At 63.5% G+C, this 21,297-nt stretch carries 20 protein-coding genes; 2 read left to right on the plus strand and 18 right to left on the minus strand.

Annotated features, from left to right (window positions below):
• Positions 1–1,596, minus strand: a complete 1,596-nt coding sequence (gene nusA, locus AC0NIE_RS00645) for a transcription termination factor NusA (RefSeq protein WP_352951398.1) — start codon at positions 1,594–1,596, stop codon at positions 1–3.
• A 47-nt stretch (positions 1,597–1,643) separates the two neighbouring features.
• Positions 1,644–2,288, minus strand: a complete 645-nt coding sequence (rimP, locus tag AC0NIE_RS00650; RefSeq protein ID WP_473483852.1) for a ribosome maturation factor RimP — start codon at positions 2,286–2,288, stop codon at positions 1,644–1,646.
• Positions 2,289–2,574: 286 nt separating this feature from the next.
• Between rimP and AC0NIE_RS00655 the strand changes: the two genes are divergently transcribed.
• Entirely contained in the window at positions 2,575–2,739 is a 165-nt protein-coding gene (locus AC0NIE_RS00655; RefSeq protein WP_473483854.1) for a hypothetical protein, read from the plus strand.
• An 81-nt stretch (positions 2,740–2,820) separates the two neighbouring features.
• Here AC0NIE_RS00655 and trmB read toward each other — a convergent pair whose 3' ends face one another.
• The 5 genes from trmB to AC0NIE_RS00680 form a co-directional block, all read right to left on the minus strand.
• Positions 2,821–3,522 carry a tRNA (guanine(46)-N(7))-methyltransferase TrmB gene (gene trmB, locus AC0NIE_RS00660; RefSeq protein ID WP_473483857.1) on the minus strand — a complete coding sequence of 234 codons (702 nt, stop codon included), beginning with the start codon at positions 3,520–3,522 and terminating at the stop codon, positions 2,821–2,823.
• Between the two features lie 11 nt (positions 3,523–3,533).
• Positions 3,534–4,823, minus strand: coding sequence for a methionine adenosyltransferase (gene metK / locus AC0NIE_RS00665; protein WP_095488070.1), 1,290 nt, complete (start codon positions 4,821–4,823; stop codon positions 3,534–3,536).
• 369 nt (positions 4,824–5,192) lie between these two features.
• On the minus strand, positions 5,193–5,612 hold the full coding sequence (locus tag AC0NIE_RS00670) for a helix-turn-helix domain-containing protein (RefSeq protein ID WP_473483859.1): 420 nt from the start codon (positions 5,610–5,612) through the stop codon (positions 5,193–5,195).
• 137 nt (positions 5,613–5,749) lie between these two features.
• Positions 5,750–7,366 carry an apolipoprotein N-acyltransferase gene (gene lnt / locus AC0NIE_RS00675; protein WP_473483862.1) on the minus strand — a complete coding sequence of 539 codons (1,617 nt, stop codon included), beginning with the start codon at positions 7,364–7,366 and terminating at the stop codon, positions 5,750–5,752.
• Positions 7,367–7,696: 330 nt separating this feature from the next.
• Complete coding sequence (locus AC0NIE_RS00680) at positions 7,697–8,395, minus strand: winged helix-turn-helix transcriptional regulator (protein ID WP_473483864.1); 699 nt, start codon at positions 8,393–8,395, stop codon at positions 7,697–7,699.
• A 174-nt stretch (positions 8,396–8,569) separates the two neighbouring features.
• Between AC0NIE_RS00680 and AC0NIE_RS00685 the strand changes: the two genes are divergently transcribed.
• Positions 8,570–9,988, plus strand: coding sequence for an FAD-binding oxidoreductase (locus AC0NIE_RS00685; RefSeq protein ID WP_473483866.1), 1,419 nt, complete (start codon positions 8,570–8,572; stop codon positions 9,986–9,988).
• Positions 9,989–10,126: 138 nt separating this feature from the next.
• On the opposite strand, the gene AC0NIE_RS00690 is transcribed toward AC0NIE_RS00685, so the two are convergent.
• The 11 genes from AC0NIE_RS00690 to AC0NIE_RS00740 form a co-directional block, all read right to left on the minus strand.
• A complete protein-coding gene (locus tag AC0NIE_RS00690) occupies positions 10,127–10,378 on the minus strand; it encodes a VOC family protein (RefSeq protein WP_473483869.1) in 252 nt (83 codons plus the stop codon).
• Between the two features lie 17 nt (positions 10,379–10,395).
• Entirely contained in the window at positions 10,396–11,469 is a 1,074-nt protein-coding gene (locus AC0NIE_RS00695; protein ID WP_473483872.1) for a hemolysin family protein, read from the minus strand.
• A gap of 27 nt (positions 11,470–11,496) precedes the next feature.
• The gene (ybeY, locus tag AC0NIE_RS00700) at positions 11,497–12,003 is read right to left on the minus strand and encodes an rRNA maturation RNase YbeY (protein ID WP_473483875.1); all 507 of its coding nucleotides are present in this window, start codon (positions 12,001–12,003) and stop codon (positions 11,497–11,499) included.
• Positions 12,004–12,015: 12 nt separating this feature from the next.
• On the minus strand, positions 12,016–13,008 hold the full coding sequence (locus tag AC0NIE_RS00705; protein ID WP_287305617.1) for a PhoH family protein: 993 nt from the start codon (positions 13,006–13,008) through the stop codon (positions 12,016–12,018).
• A gap of 83 nt (positions 13,009–13,091) precedes the next feature.
• On the minus strand, positions 13,092–14,513 hold the full coding sequence (gene miaB, locus AC0NIE_RS00710) for a tRNA (N6-isopentenyl adenosine(37)-C2)-methylthiotransferase MiaB (RefSeq protein WP_473483878.1): 1,422 nt from the start codon (positions 14,511–14,513) through the stop codon (positions 13,092–13,094).
• Between the two features lie 227 nt (positions 14,514–14,740).
• A complete protein-coding gene (gene olsA, locus AC0NIE_RS00715; RefSeq protein WP_473483880.1) occupies positions 14,741–15,541 on the minus strand; it encodes a lyso-ornithine lipid O-acyltransferase in 801 nt (266 codons plus the stop codon).
• A gap of 145 nt (positions 15,542–15,686) precedes the next feature.
• Positions 15,687–16,181, minus strand: a complete 495-nt coding sequence (gene rimI / locus AC0NIE_RS00720) for a ribosomal protein S18-alanine N-acetyltransferase (protein ID WP_473483883.1) — start codon at positions 16,179–16,181, stop codon at positions 15,687–15,689.
• Entirely contained in the window at positions 16,181–16,870 is a 690-nt protein-coding gene (gene tsaB / locus AC0NIE_RS00725; protein WP_473483885.1) for a tRNA (adenosine(37)-N6)-threonylcarbamoyltransferase complex dimerization subunit type 1 TsaB, read from the minus strand. The genes rimI and tsaB overlap by 1 nt, the downstream gene beginning before the upstream one ends.
• Positions 16,871–17,051: 181 nt before the next feature.
• Positions 17,052–18,158: a DUF1513 domain-containing protein gene (locus AC0NIE_RS00730; protein WP_473483888.1), complete on the minus strand. Its 1,107-nt coding sequence runs from the start codon at positions 18,156–18,158 to the stop codon at positions 17,052–17,054.
• A 445-nt stretch (positions 18,159–18,603) separates the two neighbouring features.
• Positions 18,604–19,683, minus strand: a complete 1,080-nt coding sequence (locus AC0NIE_RS00735) for an imelysin family protein (RefSeq protein WP_473483891.1) — start codon at positions 19,681–19,683, stop codon at positions 18,604–18,606.
• Complete coding sequence (locus tag AC0NIE_RS00740) at positions 19,683–21,290, minus strand: di-heme oxidoreductase family protein (protein WP_473483894.1); 1,608 nt, start codon at positions 21,288–21,290, stop codon at positions 19,683–19,685. Before AC0NIE_RS00740 ends, AC0NIE_RS00735 begins: the two co-directional genes overlap by 1 nt.
• Between the last annotated feature and the right edge of the window lie 7 nt (positions 21,291–21,297).

Consider the following 21,297-nt stretch of genomic DNA (forward strand, 5'->3'; position numbering starts at 1 on the left):
TCACGCACCAACGGCTTCGTCAGCCGTCACGTCTTCGGCTGCAAGCTCGTCTTCGGTGATCCAGCCGGCCTTGAGGCGGGCGGCCAGAACCATCTGCTCGGCATCGGCACGCGACACGCCGTGACTGGCGAGCACGCCGGGGAACACCTTCGTCTCGCCGTCCTTGCGTTCCTTCCAGCCGGTCAGGTCATCGGCCGCATAGCCGGCGAAATCCTCGATCGTCTTCACGCCGTCCTCGCCGAGTGTCACCATCATGGCGGTGGTCACGCCGGGAATCTCACGCAGCTCGTCCTTGACGCCCAGCGCCTTGCGCTTCTCGTCATGCTCGGCTTCGATCTTCTCCAGATACTCGCGGGCGCGGGCCTGGATTTCCGAGGCGGTGTCCTCGTCGAAGCCGTCGATCGACGCGATCTCGTCAGCATCGACATAGGCGACTTCCTCGACGCTGGTGAAGCCTTCGGAGGCGAGCACCTGGCCGACCATCTCGTCGACGTTGAGCGCATCCATGAACAGAGCCGAGCGTTCGACGAACTCCTTCTGGCGGCGCTCGCTCTCTTCCTGCTCGGTCAGGATGTCGATATCCCAGCCGGTGAGCTGCGAGGCGAGCCGGACGTTCTGGCCGCGGCGGCCGATGGCCAGCGACAGCTGGTCGTCCGGCACCACGACCTCGATGCGTTCGGCGTCCTCGTCGAGCACGACCTTGGCGACTTCCGCCGGCTGCAGCGCGTTGACGATGAAGGAAGCGGCCGAAGGCGACCACGGAATGATGTCGATCTTCTCGCCCTGCAATTCGCCGACCACTGCCTGAACGCGGCTGCCGCGCATGCCGACGCAGGCGCCGACCGGATCGATGGAACTGTCACGCGAGATGACGGCGATCTTGGCGCGCGAACCCGGATCGCGGGCGACCGACTTGATCTCGATGATGCCGTCGTAGATTTCCGGCACTTCCATGGTGAACAGCTTCGCCATGAACTGCGGATGGGTGCGCGACAGGAATATCTGTGGACCGCGCTGCTCGCGGCGCACGTCATAGACATAGGCGCGGACGCGATCGCCATATTTGTAGTTTTCGCGCGGGATCAGCTCGTCGCGGCGGATGATCGCCTCGCCGCGGCCGAGATCGACGATGACATTGCCGTATTCAACGCGCTTGACGGTGCCGTTGACGATCTCGCCGATGCGGTCCTTGTACTCGTCATATTGGCGATCACGCTCGGCCTCGCGCACCTTCTGCACGATGACCTGCTTGGCCGACTGGGCGGCGATGCGGCCGAAATCCATCGGCGGCAGCTGTTCGGCAATGAAGTCGCCGAGCTGGGCGTCGGGATTGCGCTCGCGCGCCGAGGAAATGGCGATCTGCGTCGCATAGTCGTCGACCTTCTCGACCACCTCCATCAGCCGCTGCAGCTTCATCTCGCCGGTATTCGGATTGATGTCGGCACGGATGTTGGTTTCCTGGCCATAGCGCGAGCGCGCCGCCTTCTGGATCGCATCGGCCATGGCGGCGATGACGATCGACTTGTCGATCGACTTTTCACGCGCGACCGCATCGGCGATCTGCAGCAGTTCAAGTCTGTTGGCGCTTACAACCATCGTTTTTCTCCCGAGCTTGTTGCCGAGCCTTGCGCCCGGCAGCCCAATCACATTTCCTGTTCGGTTTCATCTTCCGCGCCCGCTTCTACGCCCTCTGGCGCGTCTTCGGGTTCGCCGCGGCGCTTCTTAGCTTCCTTGCGCGCCCTGTTGTCCTTCGACAGTGCGTCGCGGATAAGGTCGTCGGTCAGGATCAGCCGTGCTTCGGCAATCGCATCGTAGGGCACACGCACCGTCGGCTGTTCGCCATAGGCCGCCTTGTCGCGCTCGATCAGCACGCCGTCCGCGTCGCTCTCGGCGATCTTGCCCTTGAAGCGCTTGCGGTCGGCGACAAGGACCGAGGTTTCCATCTTCACCAGATGACCCGTCCAGGTCGCGAAATCCGACTTACGGACCAGCGGCCGGTCGATACCCGGCGACGACACTTCGAGATGATATGCCTTTTCGATCGGATCATCGACATCGAGCGCAGGCGACACCGCCCGGCTGACCTCTTCGCAATCCTCGACGGTCATGGTGCCGTCCTCGCGCTCGGCCATGATCTGCAGCGTCAGCCCGTTCTGGCCCGTCAGATGCACCCTGACAAGGCGGAAGCCGATGGCACGCAGCACCGGCTGCACGATCAGCGCGATGCGCGCATCGATGCCGCTTTCGCGGATGATGCGGTCGTCGCCGTCGGTTGCCGTTGCCGTCATTCGATTCCTGTGGCTTCATTGGCGGTCGGAAGGTAACAAAAAAGAGCGGGACCGGGTGGACCCACTCTTCGCCATACCGACCAAGAATTTGAGCTTGATATAGACGATCGCGGCCGTCGTTTCAAGTCCGTATGCAGGGCCGGGCGAAACTGCCGGCGGCGGCAGCCTTGCACAGGGCGCATGGCCGCCATGCGGCGACGTCCCTGTGATATCAGGCAATACGCGCCTATCTATGTTGCGCTGCACAAATCCAATCACGCATAGCAGCAGGCGAAAGGGCATAATCATGACCAACCGCAAGGTTTTCTCGGCCATCGGCGATTTCTTCACCGTGTTCGGCAGCGCCGTCGCCGCTTCGCACGCCGTCGAAGCCGGCCGCAAGCCGCGCGCGCACGATCTGCGCAATCTCGGCATGGATCCGGCCGCCTTCCACAAGATCGGCCGCTTCTAAGACCGGCGACCGCAGGGCGAGGACATCTTTGGTCCTCGTCGAAGGCAAAGCGCGCGATGCGCGATGCTTAACGAAATATGCCTATCTTCGGACGAAGGTGAGATAGGCCGGCCGCCGGCCTTCGCGAATGGCCTTGGCCTCGTAGCGGGTACCCGGCCAACCCTCATAGGGCCGCTGCCAGTCGGCTGCCTCTTCAGCCTGCCACGCAAACGCATCATGTGCCCGGCAGTGCAGCAGCGTCCAGTTCACATAGCTGTCGATATCGGACGCAAAGCGGAATTTTCCGCCTGACTTCAGCACGCGCGCGAAACGGTCGAGATTGACCGGACTGACGAAGCGGCGCTTCCAGTGTTTCTTCTTCGGCCAGGGATCGGGATAGAGCAGGTCGATGCCGTCGAGCGAGGCTTGCGGGAGCCAGTCGAGCAGGCGTGTGGCGTCGTCGTCATAGACCCGAAGATTGGCAAGCGGCCGTTCCCTGACCGCCATCATCAGCTTGGCCATGCCGTTGACGAAAGGCTCGACGCCGACAAAACCGGTCTCAGGAGCCGCCGTCGCCCGATGCAGCAGGTGCTCGCCGCCGCCGAAACCAATTTCGAGATGAATGGCGCGGACATCGGCTTCGAACAGGCTGCGCAATTCGGCCGGCGGTCCAGCCGTCAGATCGAGCCGGTAGGTGCTGAAGCCGCTTTCCAGTGCCGCTGCCTGCTGCGGACGGATGGTCTTGCCGCGCCGGCGACCGAAAAATGCTTCGGTCGCACGGCTTGGCCGGTCTTTCGGATCCATGGACGCCGCGGCTAGGCCGCGACTGCTTCGGCGGGCGCTTCGGCGAGTGCATCCTTGAGCGCCTTGGCGAGGTCGGTCTTTTCCCAGGAGAAGGACCCGTCGCGGCCGGCCTTGCGGCCGAAATGGCCATAAGACGACGTCTTGGCGTAAATCGGCTTGTTGAGATCGAGGTGACGGCGGATGCCGGACGGCGACAGGTCCATCACGGTGCGCAGCGCCTGCTCGAGCTTTGCCTCATCGACCTTGCCGGTGCCGTGCAGGTCGACATAGACCGACAGCGGCTGGGCGACGCCAATGGCATAGGAAAGCTGAATGGTGCAGCGATCGGCGAGCTTGGCGGCCACCACGTTCTTGGCGAGGTAGCGTGCCGCATAGGCTGCGGAACGGTCGACCTTGGTGGTGTCCTTGCCGGAAAAAGCACCGCCGCCATGGGGTGCAGCACCGCCGTAAGTGTCGACGATGATCTTGCGCCCGGTCAGGCCGGCGTCGCCGTCTGGCCCGCCGATGACGAATTTGCCCGTCGGGTTGATGTACCAGTTGCAGCTGTCGGCGATCTTCAACTCGCCCAGCGCCTCGCGGATATAGGGTTCGACGACGTTGCGGACCTTCTTCGAATCCCAGCTGGCGTCGAGATGCTGGGTGGACAGCACGATTTGCGTCACTTCCGCCGCCTTGCCGTCGACATAGCGGACGGTGACCTGGCTCTTGGCGTCCGGCCCGAGCCGGCCGGCATCGCCGTTGCCCTCATGGCGCGCGGCGGCCAGCAATTCGAGGATCTTGTGGCTGTAGTAGATTGGTGCCGGCATCAGATCCGGCGTCTCGCGGCAGGCATAGCCGAACATGATGCCCTGGTCGCCGGCCCCTTCCTCGCCTTGCCGGTCGGAGGCATTGTCGACGCCCTGGCCGATATCCGGCGACTGGCCGTGCAGCAGAACCTCGATCTTTGCCGTCTTCCAGTGGAAACCGGCCTGTTCATAGCCGATTTCGCGGATCGCCTTGCGGGCGGCCGACTTGAATTTCGCTGGATTGACGAGCGGATGACCGGCGGCATCCATCAGGATGTTGCCGGCCTTGTCTTTCTTGAGCAGCGTCTCGGGGACGCGCACCTCGCCGGCGATGACGACGCGATTCGTGGTTGCCAACGTTTCGCAGGCGACGCGGACCTTCCAAGGGTCCATGCCGGTCTTTCTGGCCTCGCGATAGACCAGATCGACGATCTCGTCGGAGATACGATCACAAACCTTGTCGGGATGACCCTCGGCAACGGATTCCGAGGTGAATAGATAGTTTTGCCGCGTCACGGGTGTCCCCTCTTGAAAAAAATATCGGCACGCTGCCGATTGGCGCGCCACGTGTTAGCTGTGCCGGGCGGCGCTCGTCAAGCGGTGCGGTCATTCTGGTGTAAAAATCGCGCTATTATCTTATACCAACTGCGACCGGCTGTGACCGGCGGCAGGATGCCGCCAGCGTGCCCAGCTCCAAACCCGTGCTTAGCTTCAACACGTTGATGAAAAAGACTTTGAGCATGGGCGTCGAGCAAAATCGATCCGCTCTCCGGCATGCCTATGGGATGTAAATTCCACGATGCGCGAGCTCGCGAGAATTTGCCTGCCCTGCTATGACGGCCTCGCCATTTCCGGCTTTTCAAAGGCCGCCTCAGTCGGCCCAAATCAATCGACTTCGTCGGTGGAAAGGGCTTTCACAAGCTCGATGATCTTGCGGCGTATCTTCACGTCGCCGATCTTGACGAAGGCACGATTGAGTTGAAGACCTTCAGGAGTGCCGCAGAATTCGACGGCAAAAGCCATTGATGCATCCTCGGCAAATCCGCGGTTGCCCACGGTCTCCTGGCCCGGCGCGTCCTCGAAAAAGAAAGCGACGGGAACGCCGAGTATCGAGGCGATTGCCTGCAACCGGCTGGCGCCAACGCGATTGGTCCCCTTTTCGTATTTCTGTATCTGCTGAAACGTTATGCCGAGGTTCTCGCCCAGCTTCTCCTGACTCATTCCCAACATATTGCGACGAAGCCTGATGCGACTTCCGACATGGATGTCGATAGGATTCGGCTTCTTCTTGTTTTCTTCTGCCATTTTTTCCTCGCCGAATTTTTCCGGCTTTTTGTGTTTTTCTGCCCAAACGAAGCCGGCGGCCAGTGCCCCAACACAACGACGTACCGACTTCGAGAAATTTCAGGCCGTTACAGTATGAGTTTCTAATGTGTCGACTGTCAATTCGCCCGTAGCTTTTGCCTTACATTCAATGTGAAAGCGGCCAGGGCAAACAGCAACAAGATCAGCAGTCCGTTAATGCGTCTTTGGCTGGAAGAAACGATGGCTTGATTGGAAATCGGAACATGGACATCGACGGCTCCGCGTGCGTCGATCGCCAGTGCATCGAGGATGCGCCCGCGCGGATCGACGACAGCGGAGATGCCGTTATTGGCTGCACGCAACAAGGGCACCCCGTTCTCCACAGCACGAACCTGCGCCTGCCTGAAATGCTGGTATGGACCCGGCGTGTCACCGAACCACGCGTCGTTCGTGACATTCACAATAAGCTCAGCTGACGTAGCGTCAATCGCCACCAGATCGGGAAAGATGACTTCATAGCAAATGAACGGAAGCATGCGGATGCCACCGGACAGCGTGATCGGATGCCGCTCATTGCCGGCCGCGTAGGTCGTCGGCCCGGCGACGAGCTGTTTGAGCCCTAAGCGGCCAAGCAGGTCGGCAAACGGCAGATATTCGCCAAAGGGCACCAGATGAACCTTGTCGACAGCATCTGCGATTTCACCTTTGTCGTCGATCGCCACCACCGAATTGTAGTACCGCCTGTCGGCATCTGCCGCCGAGCCGCCCTCCTCCCGGACGACGCCGGCGATCAGCATCTGGCCGTCGCCAAGCATCTCTCCCAGCGCGGTCAGCGCATCGGGACGTTCGGCGAAAAAAAACGGCACGGAGGTTTCCGGCCACAGAATCAATTGCGGCTTGTGATGACCAGTCTCTGGGCCAGTCCCTGGGCCGGCCTCTGGCGCCTTGGCCGAAAGCCCCATCAGCGTGGCGAAGATCCGGTCGGGCACGGAAGCGTCCCACTTCTCGCTGAGGTCGACAGCCGGCTGCACGATGCGGACGTCGATTGCGCGGGTTGCGGGCTCGACCTTGGCAGCAAGCCTGACATAGCCGAAGCCGACATGGGCCGCGACGAGAACGGCAAGCAGTGCAGCTCCCAGGCGGACATGCCGGCCCGCCGCAAGCAGGGCCGGCAGTGCAAAGACGAAGACCGCCAGCGCGTTCATGCCGACCATGCCGGTCACCGACACGCTCTGCATAAGCAAGGGCACCGGCATCGCCGCGTAGCCGACGGCATTCCACGGGAACCCGGTGAACAGAAAATCGCGCAGCCATTCGGCCAGGCCGAAGCCGAAGGCAAGAGCAGCGATGCGGCCGATGTCGTTGCTCCACAGCAGCCGGGCAACCGCTGTTGCGAAGCCGTAGAAAAAAGCGAGCGCCAGCGGAATTCCGACCACTGCGAAGGGAAGCGCCCAGGCGAAACTGTCGGCCTCGACCAGAAGTGCCGAGCCGATCCACCACAGGCCGGCGAGAAAATAGCCGAAGCCGAACCACCAGCCGATGGCGAAAGCCGGCCGCAAACGCCGGAACCAACCATCGGAAGCTTCGCCGGTCGCGCCGTCGAGAAGCCAGACCAGCAGCGGAAACGAAACGAAACCGACGGCGAAGAAATCGTAAGGCGCCTGGGCAAGAACCGCCAGCGCCCCGGCAAGAAACGCCACAAGGGCGCGACGCCAACCCCACAGCAGAATTATCCGGCCGGCCAGGCGCTTCATCAATGCTTCCGAGTCGTTCGAATCACGGCAGAAGATTTATCAGGCTGCGGTCCACGTTCCAAACGGCCACGCTTCAGCCTGCGTGCCGGATTGAATTTCGGCTCGCGACCCGTTGCTATCATTCGCAATCGTCGAGCCAATGGCAAAACACTGGATGTCTTCGGACCTTGGTAATACGCCCGCTCTCGGCATCAGTGCTTCGAATTATGTAAATATCAGACGATCGGCAATCCGGCGGCTTTCCATTCCGGATAGCATGTGAGGTATGGGAGTTTGTTCACGTCACACGCCGGCGGTGCGGTGCCGCATCGGGAGGCCGCATCCGGAATGTCAACCTGCATGACTCGTGACGGTGCGGGAGACCGGCATGATGTGGGCGAACATGCTGCGGGCGTTCCAGGTCGGGAAGGCTCTTGCGAGCGACAGGTCCCCGTCGAGCTGGATTCGGTCCTCGCGGGTGGCTTGGGACCAACTGAGCTGGCCGGCGTGCCATTTGACGAAAGCTTCGGCTTCCGCCGTGATGTAGAGGTCCTCGTCGAAGCCAGGGTAAGTCTTGCAGATCTCTGTGTCTCCGAGCTCGATGAGTAGCCAATAGCGCTCCCGGTGTGGGCGGCCGGTGAAGTCGAAGCGGATGACGACGCGTCGATCCGGGAGCCGGTCCCGGCGGAGCGCCTTGCACATCGACCACAGGGCCACAAAGGGGTCTTGGTGCTGGGGGGCGATCTCGAGCCAATGCGCGCCCCACTCGCCGAGCGACTGGCAGACCGTGAAGAGGTCGTGGCCCGCCGACGTGAGCTCGTAGTGGCGCCCGCGCCCGTCTGGCTTGGGATTCGACTCGACGACACCGACCCATTCGAGCTGCTTGAGCCGCTCTGAGAGCAGGGTACGGGAGAGTCCGGGCGCGCCCTCCAGGATCTCGCTGAAGCTTCCGCAGCCAAGGTACAGGTTGCGGATGATCAGCGGCGTCCAGCGCTCGGCGAAAATCTCGGCGCCACGGGCGATGGGGCAGTACTGGCCGTATGTCCTCATGACGGACGTCCTCACAACAGCAGTGTTGCGCATCCGCCTCCGATTGTGGAGTCCAGATTGTTGACTATACGGCGGCGGCCCGCCGTGGTCCGATGTGGCCTCTCTCGACGTGAGGAGGACACGATGACGACACCTATGACGACAACAACGTACGCAGAAGCCCACCACGGGAGCATGCAGCCAACCGTCGTGGAAATCGACGGGTTCCGAGGCCGGCTGATCAATGCCAGCCACGCCGACTACGATGTCGCCCGTGCAATCTGGAACGGCGCCATTGACCGGCGCCCGCATCTGATCGCCCGATGCATCGGAACCGCCGACGTGGTCGCGGCCGTGCGTTTCGCTCGCGACCACAATCTGGAGATCGCCATACGGGGCGGAGGTCACGGCGTGGCGGGCACCGCCGTTTGCGACGACGGTATCGTCATCGACCTCTCGGCGATGCGGGGCGTGCGGGTCGATCCCGCCGGCCGCAGGGCGTGGGTGCAGGGTGGCGCGCTGTGGGGCGACGTCGACCGCGAGACGCAGGCGCACGGCCTGGCCACCACCGGCGGAATCGTGAGCCATACCGGAGTCGCCGGGCTCACCCTCGGCGGTGGCATCGGCTGGCTGATGCGAAAGCATGGCCTCGCGGTCGACAACCTCCTCGCCGCCGACGTCGTGACGGCCTACGGCGAGCGGCTGCGGGCGTCCGAGGACGAGCACCCCGACCTGTTCTGGGCGTTGCGCGGCGGCGGCGGCAACTTCGGCGTGGTCACCTCGTTCGAGTTCCGCCTCCACCCCGTCGAGCCCACGGTTCTGGCCGGGCCTATCCTCTGGGACGCGAGCGACGCCGGGGAGGTCCTCCGTTTCTACCGCGACTTCATCCGCGACGCTCCCGACGAGCTCGGCACGGTCGTAAAATTCTGCACCGTGCCGCCTCTATCGGTCATTCCCGAGGAACTGCACTGGCGCCCGGTGGTGATGGTGGGCGCGTGCTACGCCGGGCCGATCGAGGACGGTGAGAAGGCGCTCCGCCCGCTCCGCACATTTCGGACTCCCCTCCTCGATCTGGCCGGGCCCAAGCCGTACGTGGTATTCCAGAGCGCGCTCGACTCGACCGTCCTCCACGGTTGGAACTACTACTGGAAGGCCACCCACCTCCCCGCGCTCCGCGACGACCTCATCGACGTGATCGCCGGGCACGCATTCTCCTGCTCGTCGCCACGGTCGTATGTGGCAATGTTCCATCTGAAGGGGGCGGTGAGCCGAGTGGCCGAGGGCGCGACGGCGTTCGGGAACCGGCAAGCGTCGCACGCGATCATCGTCCACGCTGCGTGGCGGCCCGGCGAGGACTTCGGCGACCGAGAGACGGCCTGGACGAGGGGGTTCCTCGCCGCTCTCGGCCGCTTCCGCGAAGGCGTCTACGTCAATTTCCTCGGCGGCGACGAAGACCCGGGCCGGGTCCGAGAGGCGTACGGCGACTCCGTCTTTGACCGGCTGGCTGACGTGAAGTCCTCGTACGACCCCGACAACGTCTTCCACCATAACCAGAACATCCGCCCGGGGCTGAGTGCCGGTGTGAGCGGTTCCGACGGCGCGGGCGATACTTGATAAATTTGGGGTGGTGTTGGATGGGTGCGACGCTGCCGGAGGCGCCTGGGCGAGTGCATAACCGGGCGCTAGGCCGGTATCGGCGCATCTTCCCAATTGAGCATCGCAGTGGGCATCAATGCCGTCCTTGAGGCGCACTTAGACCGACTGCGTGTTCTTGCCGGCGACCGACGCGGGGCTGGCGACGTGGTCGGCCCATTCGGCATCGACGATGATATAGCCGTCACCGAACCGCATCTCGGAATGGACGAGCCTGCCATCAGCGTCGCTGACCACCATGCTTGGCTCGAATCCGAAAGCCTTTTCAAGCCAGATCAATGCGGCGCGCGGATTCTTGTAGAACATGCCGAAGCCAAAGGTTGAGTGCTTGAACGGATCGTCGACCGTCATCGGGCGAGCGGCGTCTCTCAGGCCTGCTCGGCGCGCACCGCGCGCCGGCGGCGCTCGCCCTTCTGGGTCTCCACGATGCGCACGCGCTTGACGCGGCGTGGATCGGCGTCGAGCACAAGGAATTCGAAACCAGGTATAGCCTGCACCACTTCGCCGCGGGCCGGAACACGGCCAAGCGTGTTGAAGATCATGCCGCCGATCGTGTCGACATATTCGCCATGCTCGCCGGCGGCGAAATCCTCGCCGATCATCTTGGTGACTTCGTCGATCTCGGCCTTGCCGTCGACGACGAACACGCCCTCGCCGGTCTGGGTGATCATCGGCTCGTCCTCGTCATGCTCGTCCTCGATGTCGCCGACCACCATCTCGACGATATCCTCAAGCGAGGCCAGACCATCAGTGCCGCCATATTCGTCGATGACCAGCGCCATCTGGGTGCGCATCGCCTGCATTCGCCCCATGAGATCGGAGGCGAGCATCGACGGCGGCACGAAAAGCACCGGGCGGATCAGGTTCAGGTCGCCGATGGTGCGCGCGAGATCGACCTTGGCAAGATCGAGAAGCGTGGTGGCGGCGGCTTTCCTGGTCGTCCTGCCCTTCCTGACGCGGGCGACCTTGGTGATGTGAGCGAGCACGTCGCGGATGTGGACCATGCCGCGCGGGTCGTCGAGCGTTTCCGAATAGACCGGCATGCGGGAATGGCCGGACTGCTCGAACAGACCCAGAAGATCGCCCAGGTTCGTGGTGATCTCGACCGCCTCGATATCGGCGCGCGGCACCATGACGTCCTCGACGCGCACCTCGCGCAGGCGCAGGATGTTGTTGAGCATGGCCCGCTCGCCGGGCGAGAAGGATCCGGGATCGCTCGCCGTTTCGGCAAGCGCGTCGGCGATCTCCTCGCGCAGGCTGGTGCCGTTGCGTTGCCTGAACAGGCCGAGCACGCGATCGAACAGGGAAGGACCGGCAGGCGATGGCTCGCTGGCGAAGCTGCCGGTCGTGGTACTCGGACTAGAGCCCTCTTCCGTCTGTTCGGATGGCTTGGTCGCACTGCCGGCGTCTGGGCGGGCGGCAGTCTCTGGTTTGTCGTTCATCGTCGTCCGGTCATTTGATCTTTTTAGTTACGCGTAGGGATCGGGAATGGCAAGCCTCGCAAGTGCTGCGCGTTCGACGGCTTCCATTTCCTCGGCCTCGGCGTCGGTCTCGTGATCGTAGCCCAGCAAATGCAGCAGGCCGTGGATGACGAGATGGATGATATGGTTCTCGACAGGCTTGTCTTCCAGTGCGGCTTCCCGCGCGACCGTCTCGGCGGCCAGCACGATGTCGCCCAGCATGGGGGGCAGCGGACCGCCCTTCGCGAGCGGAAAAGCCGGGAAAGACAAGACGTTGGTCGGTTTGTCCTTGCCGCGCCAACCGGCATTGAGGCTGCGGGTATGGGCATCGTCAGAAAAGACGATGCTGAGCTCGGAATAGCCGGCCGCGCCGGTTTCGGCAAACGCAGCGGCGACGGCGCGATCGACCAGCCGCGTCAGCGCGACCTCATCCGGCCAGTCGCCCGCTTCGACCGCTATGTCGATGTCGACGGGAACCGGAAGGTCCCCGCCTACAGACTTTTTGTCCTCAGCCATAAGGCCGCATCATCAGCCTTCGGCGCCGAGGCCCCGGGCCAGCTTGCCGTCGCGGTCGTAGGCCTTGACGATCTCGGCGACCAACGGATGCCTGACGACGTCGCCTTCGTTGAAGCGCACCGTCACCATGCCGGTTACGCCGTCGAGGATCCTGAGCGCCTCGACCAGACCGGATTTGGTGTTTTGCGGCAGGTCGATCTGGGTCGGATCGCCGGTGACGATCATGCGTGAATTCTCGCCGAGACGGGTCAGGAACATCTTCATCTGCATCGGCGTGGTGTTCTGCGCCTCGTCGAGGATGACGGCGGAGTGCGCCAGCGTGCGGCCGCGCATGAAGGCCAGCGGCGCGATCTCGATCACCTCGGCGGCTATCGCCCGCTCGACCTTGTCGGCCGGCATCATCTCGTAAAGCGCGTCGTAGAGCGGCCGCAGATAGGGATCGACCTTCTCCTTCATGTCGCCGGGCAGGAAGCCGAGCCGCTCGCCGGCCTCGACGGCCGGCCGCGACAGCACGATGCGCTCGACCATGCCGCGTTCGAGCAGCATCGCCGCATGCGCCACGGCGAGGAAGGTTTTTCCAGTGCCGGCCGGGCCGATGCCGAAGACGAGTTCGGACCGCTCCAGCGCGCGCATATAGGCGTCCTGGTTGAGCGAACGGGCATAGATCGTCTTCTTGCGCGTCGATATCTGGGCGGCGGACACCTTGCCCTTGCGCTCCAGCGTCGGCAGCGTCAGCTGGTCGTCGGCGGCGATCGCCATGCGCACGGCGCCGTCGACGTCCGATTGGCCGATGTCAGCGCCTTTCTGGAGAATGCCGTAGAGATTATCCAGGGCGCGGCGCGCCTGCTCGGCGGCCGAGGCGGAGCCCTTGATGGTCAGCTGGTTGCCTCGCGAGCGGATATCGACGCCAAGCTTCTGCTCAAGCCTGGCCAGATTTTCGTCGAACTGGCCATAAAGGGCGCTGGCAAGCTTGTTGTTGTCGAAAGTCAGAACGATGTGCGCCATATCCGAAGCCCCCGATGGTAGGTTCTGGGGCAGGTTCTTCACTTCCGCAGCGCTCAACCGTCTCTCCTCATCTGCCGAGACCTTCAGGCCAATTCGGCGAACAGGCTGTTGTAACCCGTCTTCGTGATTCGTACCTGGATAATCTCACCGATTTCGCCGGACATTTCATCAACAATAACCGGCTGCAGCCACGGCGAGCGGCCGACCTTCTGGCCGGCCTGGCGGCCCGGCTTCTCGATCAGCGTATCGATGGTGCTGCCGACCAGGCTCGCGCCGAAATCCTGCTGCTGCTTCAGCAGCAGCGCCTGCAGCCGCTGCAGGCGCTCGTCCTTGACGGCTTCCGGCACATGATCGGCCATTTCTGCGCCCGGCGTGCCGGGGCGCGGCGAATATTTGAAGGAGAAGGCCGAGGCATAGTTCACCTGGCGGACAAGGTCCATCGTCGCCTCGAAATCCGCCTCCGTCTCGCCGGGAAAGCCGACGATGAAATCGCCCGAAAGCGCTATATCGCTCCGCGCGGCGCGGATCCGGTCGAGCAGCGTCAGATAGTCCTTTGCCGTATGCCTGCGGTTCATCGCCTTGAGTGTGCGGTCGGAGCCGGATTGCACAGGCAAATGCAGATAGGGCATCAGTGCCGGCAAATCACGGTGGGCGGCGATCAATTCGTCGTCCATGTCGCGCGGGTGGCTGGTGGTATAGCGCAACCGCGCCAGCCCGGGAATCTCGGCCAGCCGGAACAGCAGGCGGCCAAGACCCCATTCCTCGGTCTTGCCCCCTTTGGCTTCGCCCTCGCCATGCCAGGCATTGACGTTCTGGCCAAGCAGCGTCACCTCGCGCACGCCGGCTTGCGCCAGCCGCTCGGCCTCGGCGACGATCTGCGCCACCGGCCGCGACACTTCCGAGCCTCTGGTATAGGGCACGACGCAGAAGGTGCAGAACTTGTCGCAGCCCTCCTGCACGGTCAAAAACGCCGTGACGCCGCGCCTGATGATCTCGGCGCGTTTCGGCTGCGGCAGATGCTCGAATTTGTCCTCGATGGCATAGTCGGTCTCGACGATCTTTTCGCCGCCGCGCACCCGTGCCAGCACATGCGGCAGCCTGTGATAGGTCTGGGGGCCGATGACCAGATCGACGGCCGGCGAGCGGCGGATGATCTCGGAGCCCTCGGCCTGCGCCACGCAGCCGGCGACACCGACCAGCATCTCGCGGCCGGCCCGAGCCCGTTCGGCCTTCATCTCACGAATGCGGCCGAGTTCGGAATAGACCTTTTCGGCGGCTTTCTCGCGGATATGGCAGGTGTTGAGCAGCACCAGATCGGCATCGGCGATGGCGTCCGTCGCCACATAGCCGTCGGCGGCCAGCGCGTCGGTCATGCGCTGCGAATCGTAGACGTTCATCTGGCAGCCATAGGTCTTGACGAAGACCTTCCTGCTTGCGGCAGACGGTACGACCGCACTTTCGGCGGCAGTATCGATGTCGTCCCGTTCTATCGTATTTAATTCCATCTGGCGGCTTCTAACGCCTTTCCCCGACAAAAAACAGACGATTCTGCCCGTAGAGCGGGATGCATTTGGATTGAACGGGGGCATCCCGCTCTATCTGTTTGTTTTAGCCGCATTTGTGCGACGCCAAGTGATTCCACTTGGCTGCAAAATGCTCCAGCACCGCGCGTCCTCTTGGACGCGCAAAGGATGCTGGTGCACTTGAATTTGCGCTGGAGCTTTTCCGGCGCCTACCGGCTCGGGTGCGGATCGGCGAGCGTCGCCTGCACCATATCGCGCACCCGACTCTCCATCAGCCTTGCCGTTTCCTTGCGGTTGGAGCCCTTGGAAAAGGCAACCGGCTCGCCGAAATGCACTTCGACATCGAGCCCGCCCTCTGCCATGAGGATCTTGAGATGCGGCATCAAATCCTCGTCACCGATCCAGGCGGCAATCGGCCGGTGCCTGCGGCCGAGCGGCACGCCGTGCAGGCGCGTATAGGCGATCGCCACCGGCTGGATGAAGACCCGTTCGGCCGCCCCTTCCGAAATCGCCATCGAGGCAGCCCCGAACAGCGTGCTCTTGAACGGCAAGATCATGTTGCCGTCACCGGTCGAACCTTCGGCAAACAGCACCATGGCGTCGCCCTTGGCCATGCGGTTGGCGATCTCGCTCGCCTGGTCGCCCGACGAACGCTTGCGCTCGCGCTCGATGAAAACCGTGCGCTGCAGCTTCGACAACATGCCGATCAGTGGCCAGCCGGCCATGTCGGCCCTGGCGATGAACGTCACGTCGGCCATCGACCCCAGCACCATGATGTCGGTCCAGGAGACGTGGTTCGACGCAACCAATAGCGGGCGCTGATTGGACAGGGTCCCCTTGACATGAATGCGCATGCCCAGCGCCCGGATGATGAGCCGGTGCCAGATCTTCAGGATGAACGTCTCGCGCCAGAGCCCGGTCTTCATCGACAGGATCTGCAACGGCACGAGGATCAACGAGCCTACGACAACGAGGCCCAGCGCCAGGAAAATCCTGATTTTTCCGATCATCCGCTCTTGGCCCTGCCCCACCTATGGCTAGAGCGACGTGCGTCCAATTGTACGCACAAAGTGCTCTCTAGCATTTTTGATTCTGCGCATCTGAATCTACGCATCGTGCTTTCCGAAAATCGGTTCCGATTTGCGGGCCGATGCGCTACCGAAGATCGCGGCGCATGACAAGCGCCCCGGTCGGGCCGTGCTCGGGCGATCTGTAATAGTTGGCACGTTTGCCGACCTCGCGGAATCCCAGCCGCCGATACAGCGCGATCGCGGCGACGTTGGTCTCGTCGACCTCGAGGAAAAGCGCCTCGGCGCGTTGCGCATGCAGTTCGCGCAGAACGGCATCCATCAGTTGCCAGCCAAGGCCCTGGCGGCGATGGGAGCGCGCCACCGCGACAGTCAGGACCTCGCCTTCGTCGGCCGCCAGGCGCGCCAGCACGAAACCGACCGGCGGCTTGGCACCCTGTCCGGTCTCGCGCGCGGCATAGCCGAACACCGTGTCCTGCTCGAGCAGTGCGGCGAATTCGTCGTCGGTCCACGGCCGGACGAAATCCTCGCGATGCAGCACCGACATGGCCGCGCTGTCGGCAATCGTCAGCGGCTCGAGCGCAAAGTCCCTGCGGCGCGGCTGGAGGAAAGGAATGCGCATCAGTTTTTCTTCCCGGCTTTCTTCCTGGACAGGATAAACCCGGCCTGGGGCTTGGCGTCCGCCCCGCGCAAATAAAGCGGTTTCGGCTTTTCGCCTTCACCCTTGGTAGCGGCCAGCCGGGCATAGATTGCGATATCCGCAGTGGCGTTTGTCGGGCCGATGTCGAAGGCGCGCCCGACCGAAGCGACAATTTGCGATGTCGCCGTGCCGGCCATAACCGGAGACCTATCCACCGCCATGGCGGCGGCTTGCGAAAGCGTGGTCACCGCGGGACCGTAAATCAAAACGGATGCTTCGTCGTAAAGTGCTGCATGGATTTCCTCGCGGCCGGCGTCGAGCGCGACCAGCACGGCGCGGCCGGGAAATGTCTCTTTCGCCTGCACAGCCAGCGCTTCCAGCGTCGTCACCCCGATTGCCGGAATTTTCAGCGCCAGCGCCAGGCCCCGCGCCGCCGAGACACCGACGCGCAGGCCGGTGAAGGAGCCCGGACCGGTGGAGACAGCGATGGCGCCGAGGCCGGCATAGTCGGTCCCGGCCGCCTTCAACGCCTCCCCGATCACGGCCATCAAATGCTCGGCATGGCCCTTGCCGAGATCGAACACCGAACGGCCGAGCTCTTTCCCGACCGCCGCGTCGTAGACACAGGCGGCGCAGAGATTGGCGGCGCAGTCGATGGCAAGCAGCTTCATGAGGCGGCCGGTTGGAGCACCCGCTTGGGCACAGGGTTCGAAAAACAATTTCCCTGTGCCTGCCATGGCTCGTCCCCGCAAGGGGATAATGCATAATTCGTTTGGTGGCTTCGCTTCGATCTCGCCCGAAGGCGGTACCCTCCAGCGAGCGTAGCCGTTTGGGAACCGGTGCCGGACGCACTTATCCGGCCTGCTCGATGCGCAGCATGTGATTGTCCCAGACATAGTCCAGTTCGGACCTTATTGCGCCGCCCGCTTCGACGATTTCGCCGGTGCCTGTCGTCGCCATGAAGCTCGCCCCGTCGGGCGCCACGCCGCAGACCTCGGCCAGCGCGCTGGTGGCGACGATCCGGCCGCTGGCCGCATCGATGACGGCAAGCGAGTTGCCTTCCGGCGAGGACACGGCGACGGTACCGGCAGCAGGGTTGGCAGCGACCGAGCCTATATAGTTCCTGAAGCCGGACAGCACGTCCTGCGGCATGTCGAGCAGTTGCAGATCCTTGCCGCGCGCGGCGCGGCCGACCAGCAGCGGACGATCGGTGCCCGGCCCTCTGTGCTGGCAGCCGAACCAGACCGTGCCGGATCGGTCGGCATCCATGTGACGGATCGACAGCTGGTGCAGCTCCGGCGGCAGTTCGTGCTTTTCGATGAGGTCGCCGGTGAGGCGGTCGACCAGCACATAGGAAGGCTTCATCGTCGCGATGTTGAGCTCGGCGCGGCCATAATCCGGATGCGTCTCGATGCCGCCATTGGCGACGGCAATCGTCCTGCCGTCGCCCAGCAGCAGAAGCTCGTGCGGGCCCATGCCATAGGTCGGGAACTCACCAACCCGCTTGAATCTCGCACGCGCGTCGTAGACACCGACCACGCCGGCGGCATTGTCGAAATCGTTCTCGGTGGCGTAGAGCAGCGCACCGTCGGTCGAAAACACGCCATGGCCGAAGAAATGCCGTCCACTTACGCTGGCAATGGTCAGCGGCTCGTCGCGGCCCGTGTGGTCGAAGACCACCGCGAAGGTGCCGGGCTGCCTGGCAAAGACCACGGAGCGTTTCGACACCGGATCGAAGGTGACGTCATGACCGCGGGCGGGCAGGTCGATAGCGTGCAGGACCTTGCCGGCTTCGGACAGGATGGCCGCGCCATAGCTGCCGTCGCGCTTGACGAACGCGGTGGCGAAGACGGCGTCGGCGGCAAGCGTCTTTGCCAATGCCGAAGGCGCCATCGCAGCAACAAAGCCAACGCCTGCGGCCCTGAGGAAATCACGACGATCGATCAAAGGAGTTTTCAAGAGACGGTCCTCTCGGACACGATCTCATTCCTCGACACGGTGATTTTGACAGATCGGAGGGCTTCTTGGCGCCCAGCATCCATCGATCGTTTGAATGGATCATCGCAGGCGTTCGGGATTGGCCGAAGCCTCCCCAACTTCGTCATCCTTGGGCGGAGCAGGAGCGAAGCTCCGTCGCGGAGACCCAAGGATCCATGCCGTAATCTCAGCCGAAGAGTACGGCGGAGCAGAATTCTGCACCTAAGCAACGCTCTGAGGTCATGGCATGGATCCTGGGGTCTGCGCCGCGTCGCTGCGCTCCTTGCTCCGCCCCAGGATGACGAAGCGATGGGCGTTTCGGCCAATCTCCAAAGTGTGCGATCCGTCAACGCAAGCGCGTCCGGCCTGTCAAAACTTCCTCGCCGAGTAACTCGCCCCAAAAGTCGACGCCGTTTCGAGATCATGCTCAATCCCCGTCGAGTGACGAGAAGCCAGCGGTCAGGCCGAATTCAGTGGTCAGCCTGGTGCCGATCAGGGTCGACAGGCTGGATGTCACCAGCGAGAAGTGGTCGAGCTTCTGGCGCAGCGCCGGATCGGCGAGTGCCTTGTCAATCGGACCTCTGATGGCCGTGGCGTCCGCGGCCCCGTTGACGAGCTGGATGTGGATCGACTCCGCCATCCAGTGCGCGTCGGGCGACAGCGCTTCGCCCAGTTGCGAGGCCTGGAACAGCGCGTCCATGCCTGCAAGATTGCCGGTCAGCGAACGCGCGGTATTTTGCGAACGCCAGTAGATCGCCTGTCTGGGCTTGTCGGCCTGCGGGCTACTCCCCAGAAAACCCTTCAGGCGCACGTCACGGACCATCTCCAGTTGGTTGATGAAGACGCCGACCAGTTCGGTCACCGCTTCCGTGCCGTCGCGGAAGAGTGCGTTTTGCGGTCCCGGATTGGCCCAAAGGGTGGCAAAACCATCGGGCTTGTTCCAGGCGTTGCTGACGTCGGCGGCAATCGTTTCTATGTTGCCGGCGACGGCCGCGCCGTAAGCGCAACGATAGGGATCGTCCTTGCCGGCGAGCCGCTCGGCGCCATCGCCGTAAAGCACGAATTCCAGCGCGCCGAGCCCTTGCATGGCGACGCTCTTTGTCGCCAGCTGGACCGGATCGGCGGCGGTCCGGTCCTTACTGGCCAGCGCCGCCTGCACCTGCCTCAGGCCGATGCTCTTGCGGTCCGGCCAGAACAGCATGCGCTCCAGCCGGTTGTTCTGCGTGATAGGCCCGATGCGGATGATCTCGACGATCGACCAGGCATCCACGGTGCCGGAGAACTCGGCGCGCGCTGCATCGAGATGGTCCTGCGAGGGCACGTCGCAAAGCGTGCGCATTGCCTTGGTCAGGCCGTCCGCATGATCATGCAGGCGCGCATAGGCCGGGCGGACAAAGCCGTCGATCGCCCGCTGGATCACGTCGGAAGCCTTGACCGCTGCGGACGCCGGCAGTGCGCCGCCGAGGACCAGCGGGAGAACCAGAGCAAGCGCAAGACGCTTCGACATCAGAACGACTCCAGGAATTTGACCAGTGCGTCGCGATCGGCCGCATCGGCGGCGGCAAAGCCGTCGCGCGCCTTTTGCCCCTCGCCGCCATGCCACAGGATCGCCTCGGTCAGGGTGCGCGCGCGCCCGTCATGCAGGAAGAAGCTGTTGCCGTTGACGGTCCGGGTAAGACCGATGCCCCACAGCGGCGGCGTGCGCCATTCGCTGCCGGTAGCCTCGCCCACCGCTTGCCCGTCGGCGAGGCCCGGCCCCATGTCGTGCAGCAGAAAATCGGAATAGGGCCAGATCAACTGGAAGGCCTGCGCCTTGTTGGGCGAGCCGCGACGGGTGACGAATTTCGGCGTATGACAGGAAATGCAGCCCATGTCGTAGAACAGCTTCTTGCCGGCCAGCACATCTGGTTTGTCGAGATCGCGCCGCGCCGGCACGGCGAGATTTTGCGAATAGAAGGTGACGAGGTCTATCACCGGCGGCGGCGCCTCGACCGGGCCGAGGCGCTCCTGTGTGCCGTTGGGCATGGCAAGACATGCCTTTTCGGCCGCGGTGCAATCGCCCCAGTGGTTCGGCACTTCCGGCGTCGAAATGCCGATGTCACCGGCGAATGCGTCCGCCGCTTGCTGGCGGATCGATGGCGTCTGCGCCTTCCAGCCGAAGCGGCCGAGCGTCAGTTCGCCGCTTTGGCCGTCGCGCACGATGCTGGGCCTGCCGGAGATGCCGTCACTATTCCGATCGTCCGGATCGGCATGGGCGAGAATGTCGGCCGGCGCGATCTGCTCGACCAGGCCGAGGCCGATCATCGGCGGCGTCATGCGCGGCGAAAGCGTGGTGTGCGGATCGAGCGGCCCGTTGGCAAGATCATCAACCGAATAGCTCGGCTTGCGCAGCGAAACCACGGTACCGTCCGGCAGCGTGACTTTCTGCTCCTGATAGCCGACACGCATCCTGCCTTCGCCCCGAAGGCCCGGAACGGCCAGGTCCTGCAATTGCGAGCCATAGACCGGATCGGGGAAGTTAAGCACCTTGCGGGCGGCCAGCGCCGCCTTCTCCTCCTCGGTGCTCGCCTGCCGCGCCAGCCGCAGGAACATCGAGGTGGTACCGCTGCCGGCTTCCGGCGGATGACCGCGGCCGTCCTTCAGATGGCAATTCTGGCAAGCCCGCTCGTTGAACAGCGGCCCAAGCCCGTCCGATGCCTGCGTCGACGAGGGCGACGATACCCAGTTCTTGCGGAAAAGGGCGTTGCCGAGCTTGAAGGTGCCCTGTTCTTCGAAGGTGATATTGGCCGAAGATTGCGAGAAGGCGTCCTTGTTGGCACCTTTTCGCGACGTGCCGGCGCCGCCCTGCATCGGCTCGAACTGCTCGGGCTCGGAAAAATCCTTGGTCGGCCTGGTTATTGCGATGACGCGCGCCAGATCCTTCGGCGTCAGATCGGTACGGCTGGTGGCGAGGCCCGCCGGTTCGGGCGCGCCGGCCAGCGCCGAGGCCGTAAGTGCGACCACTACGGCAAGCGAAAGCCCGCGAAGCCAGCTGTATCGCGGGTTTTGCTGGGACGGCAGGCCGTAATCCTCGGCCCGCCGCAAGCGGCGCAAGAAATCTAATGGGCGCCGCATTCCTGCA

The sequence above is a fragment of the Mesorhizobium sp. WSM4842 genome (assembly GCF_055901575.1).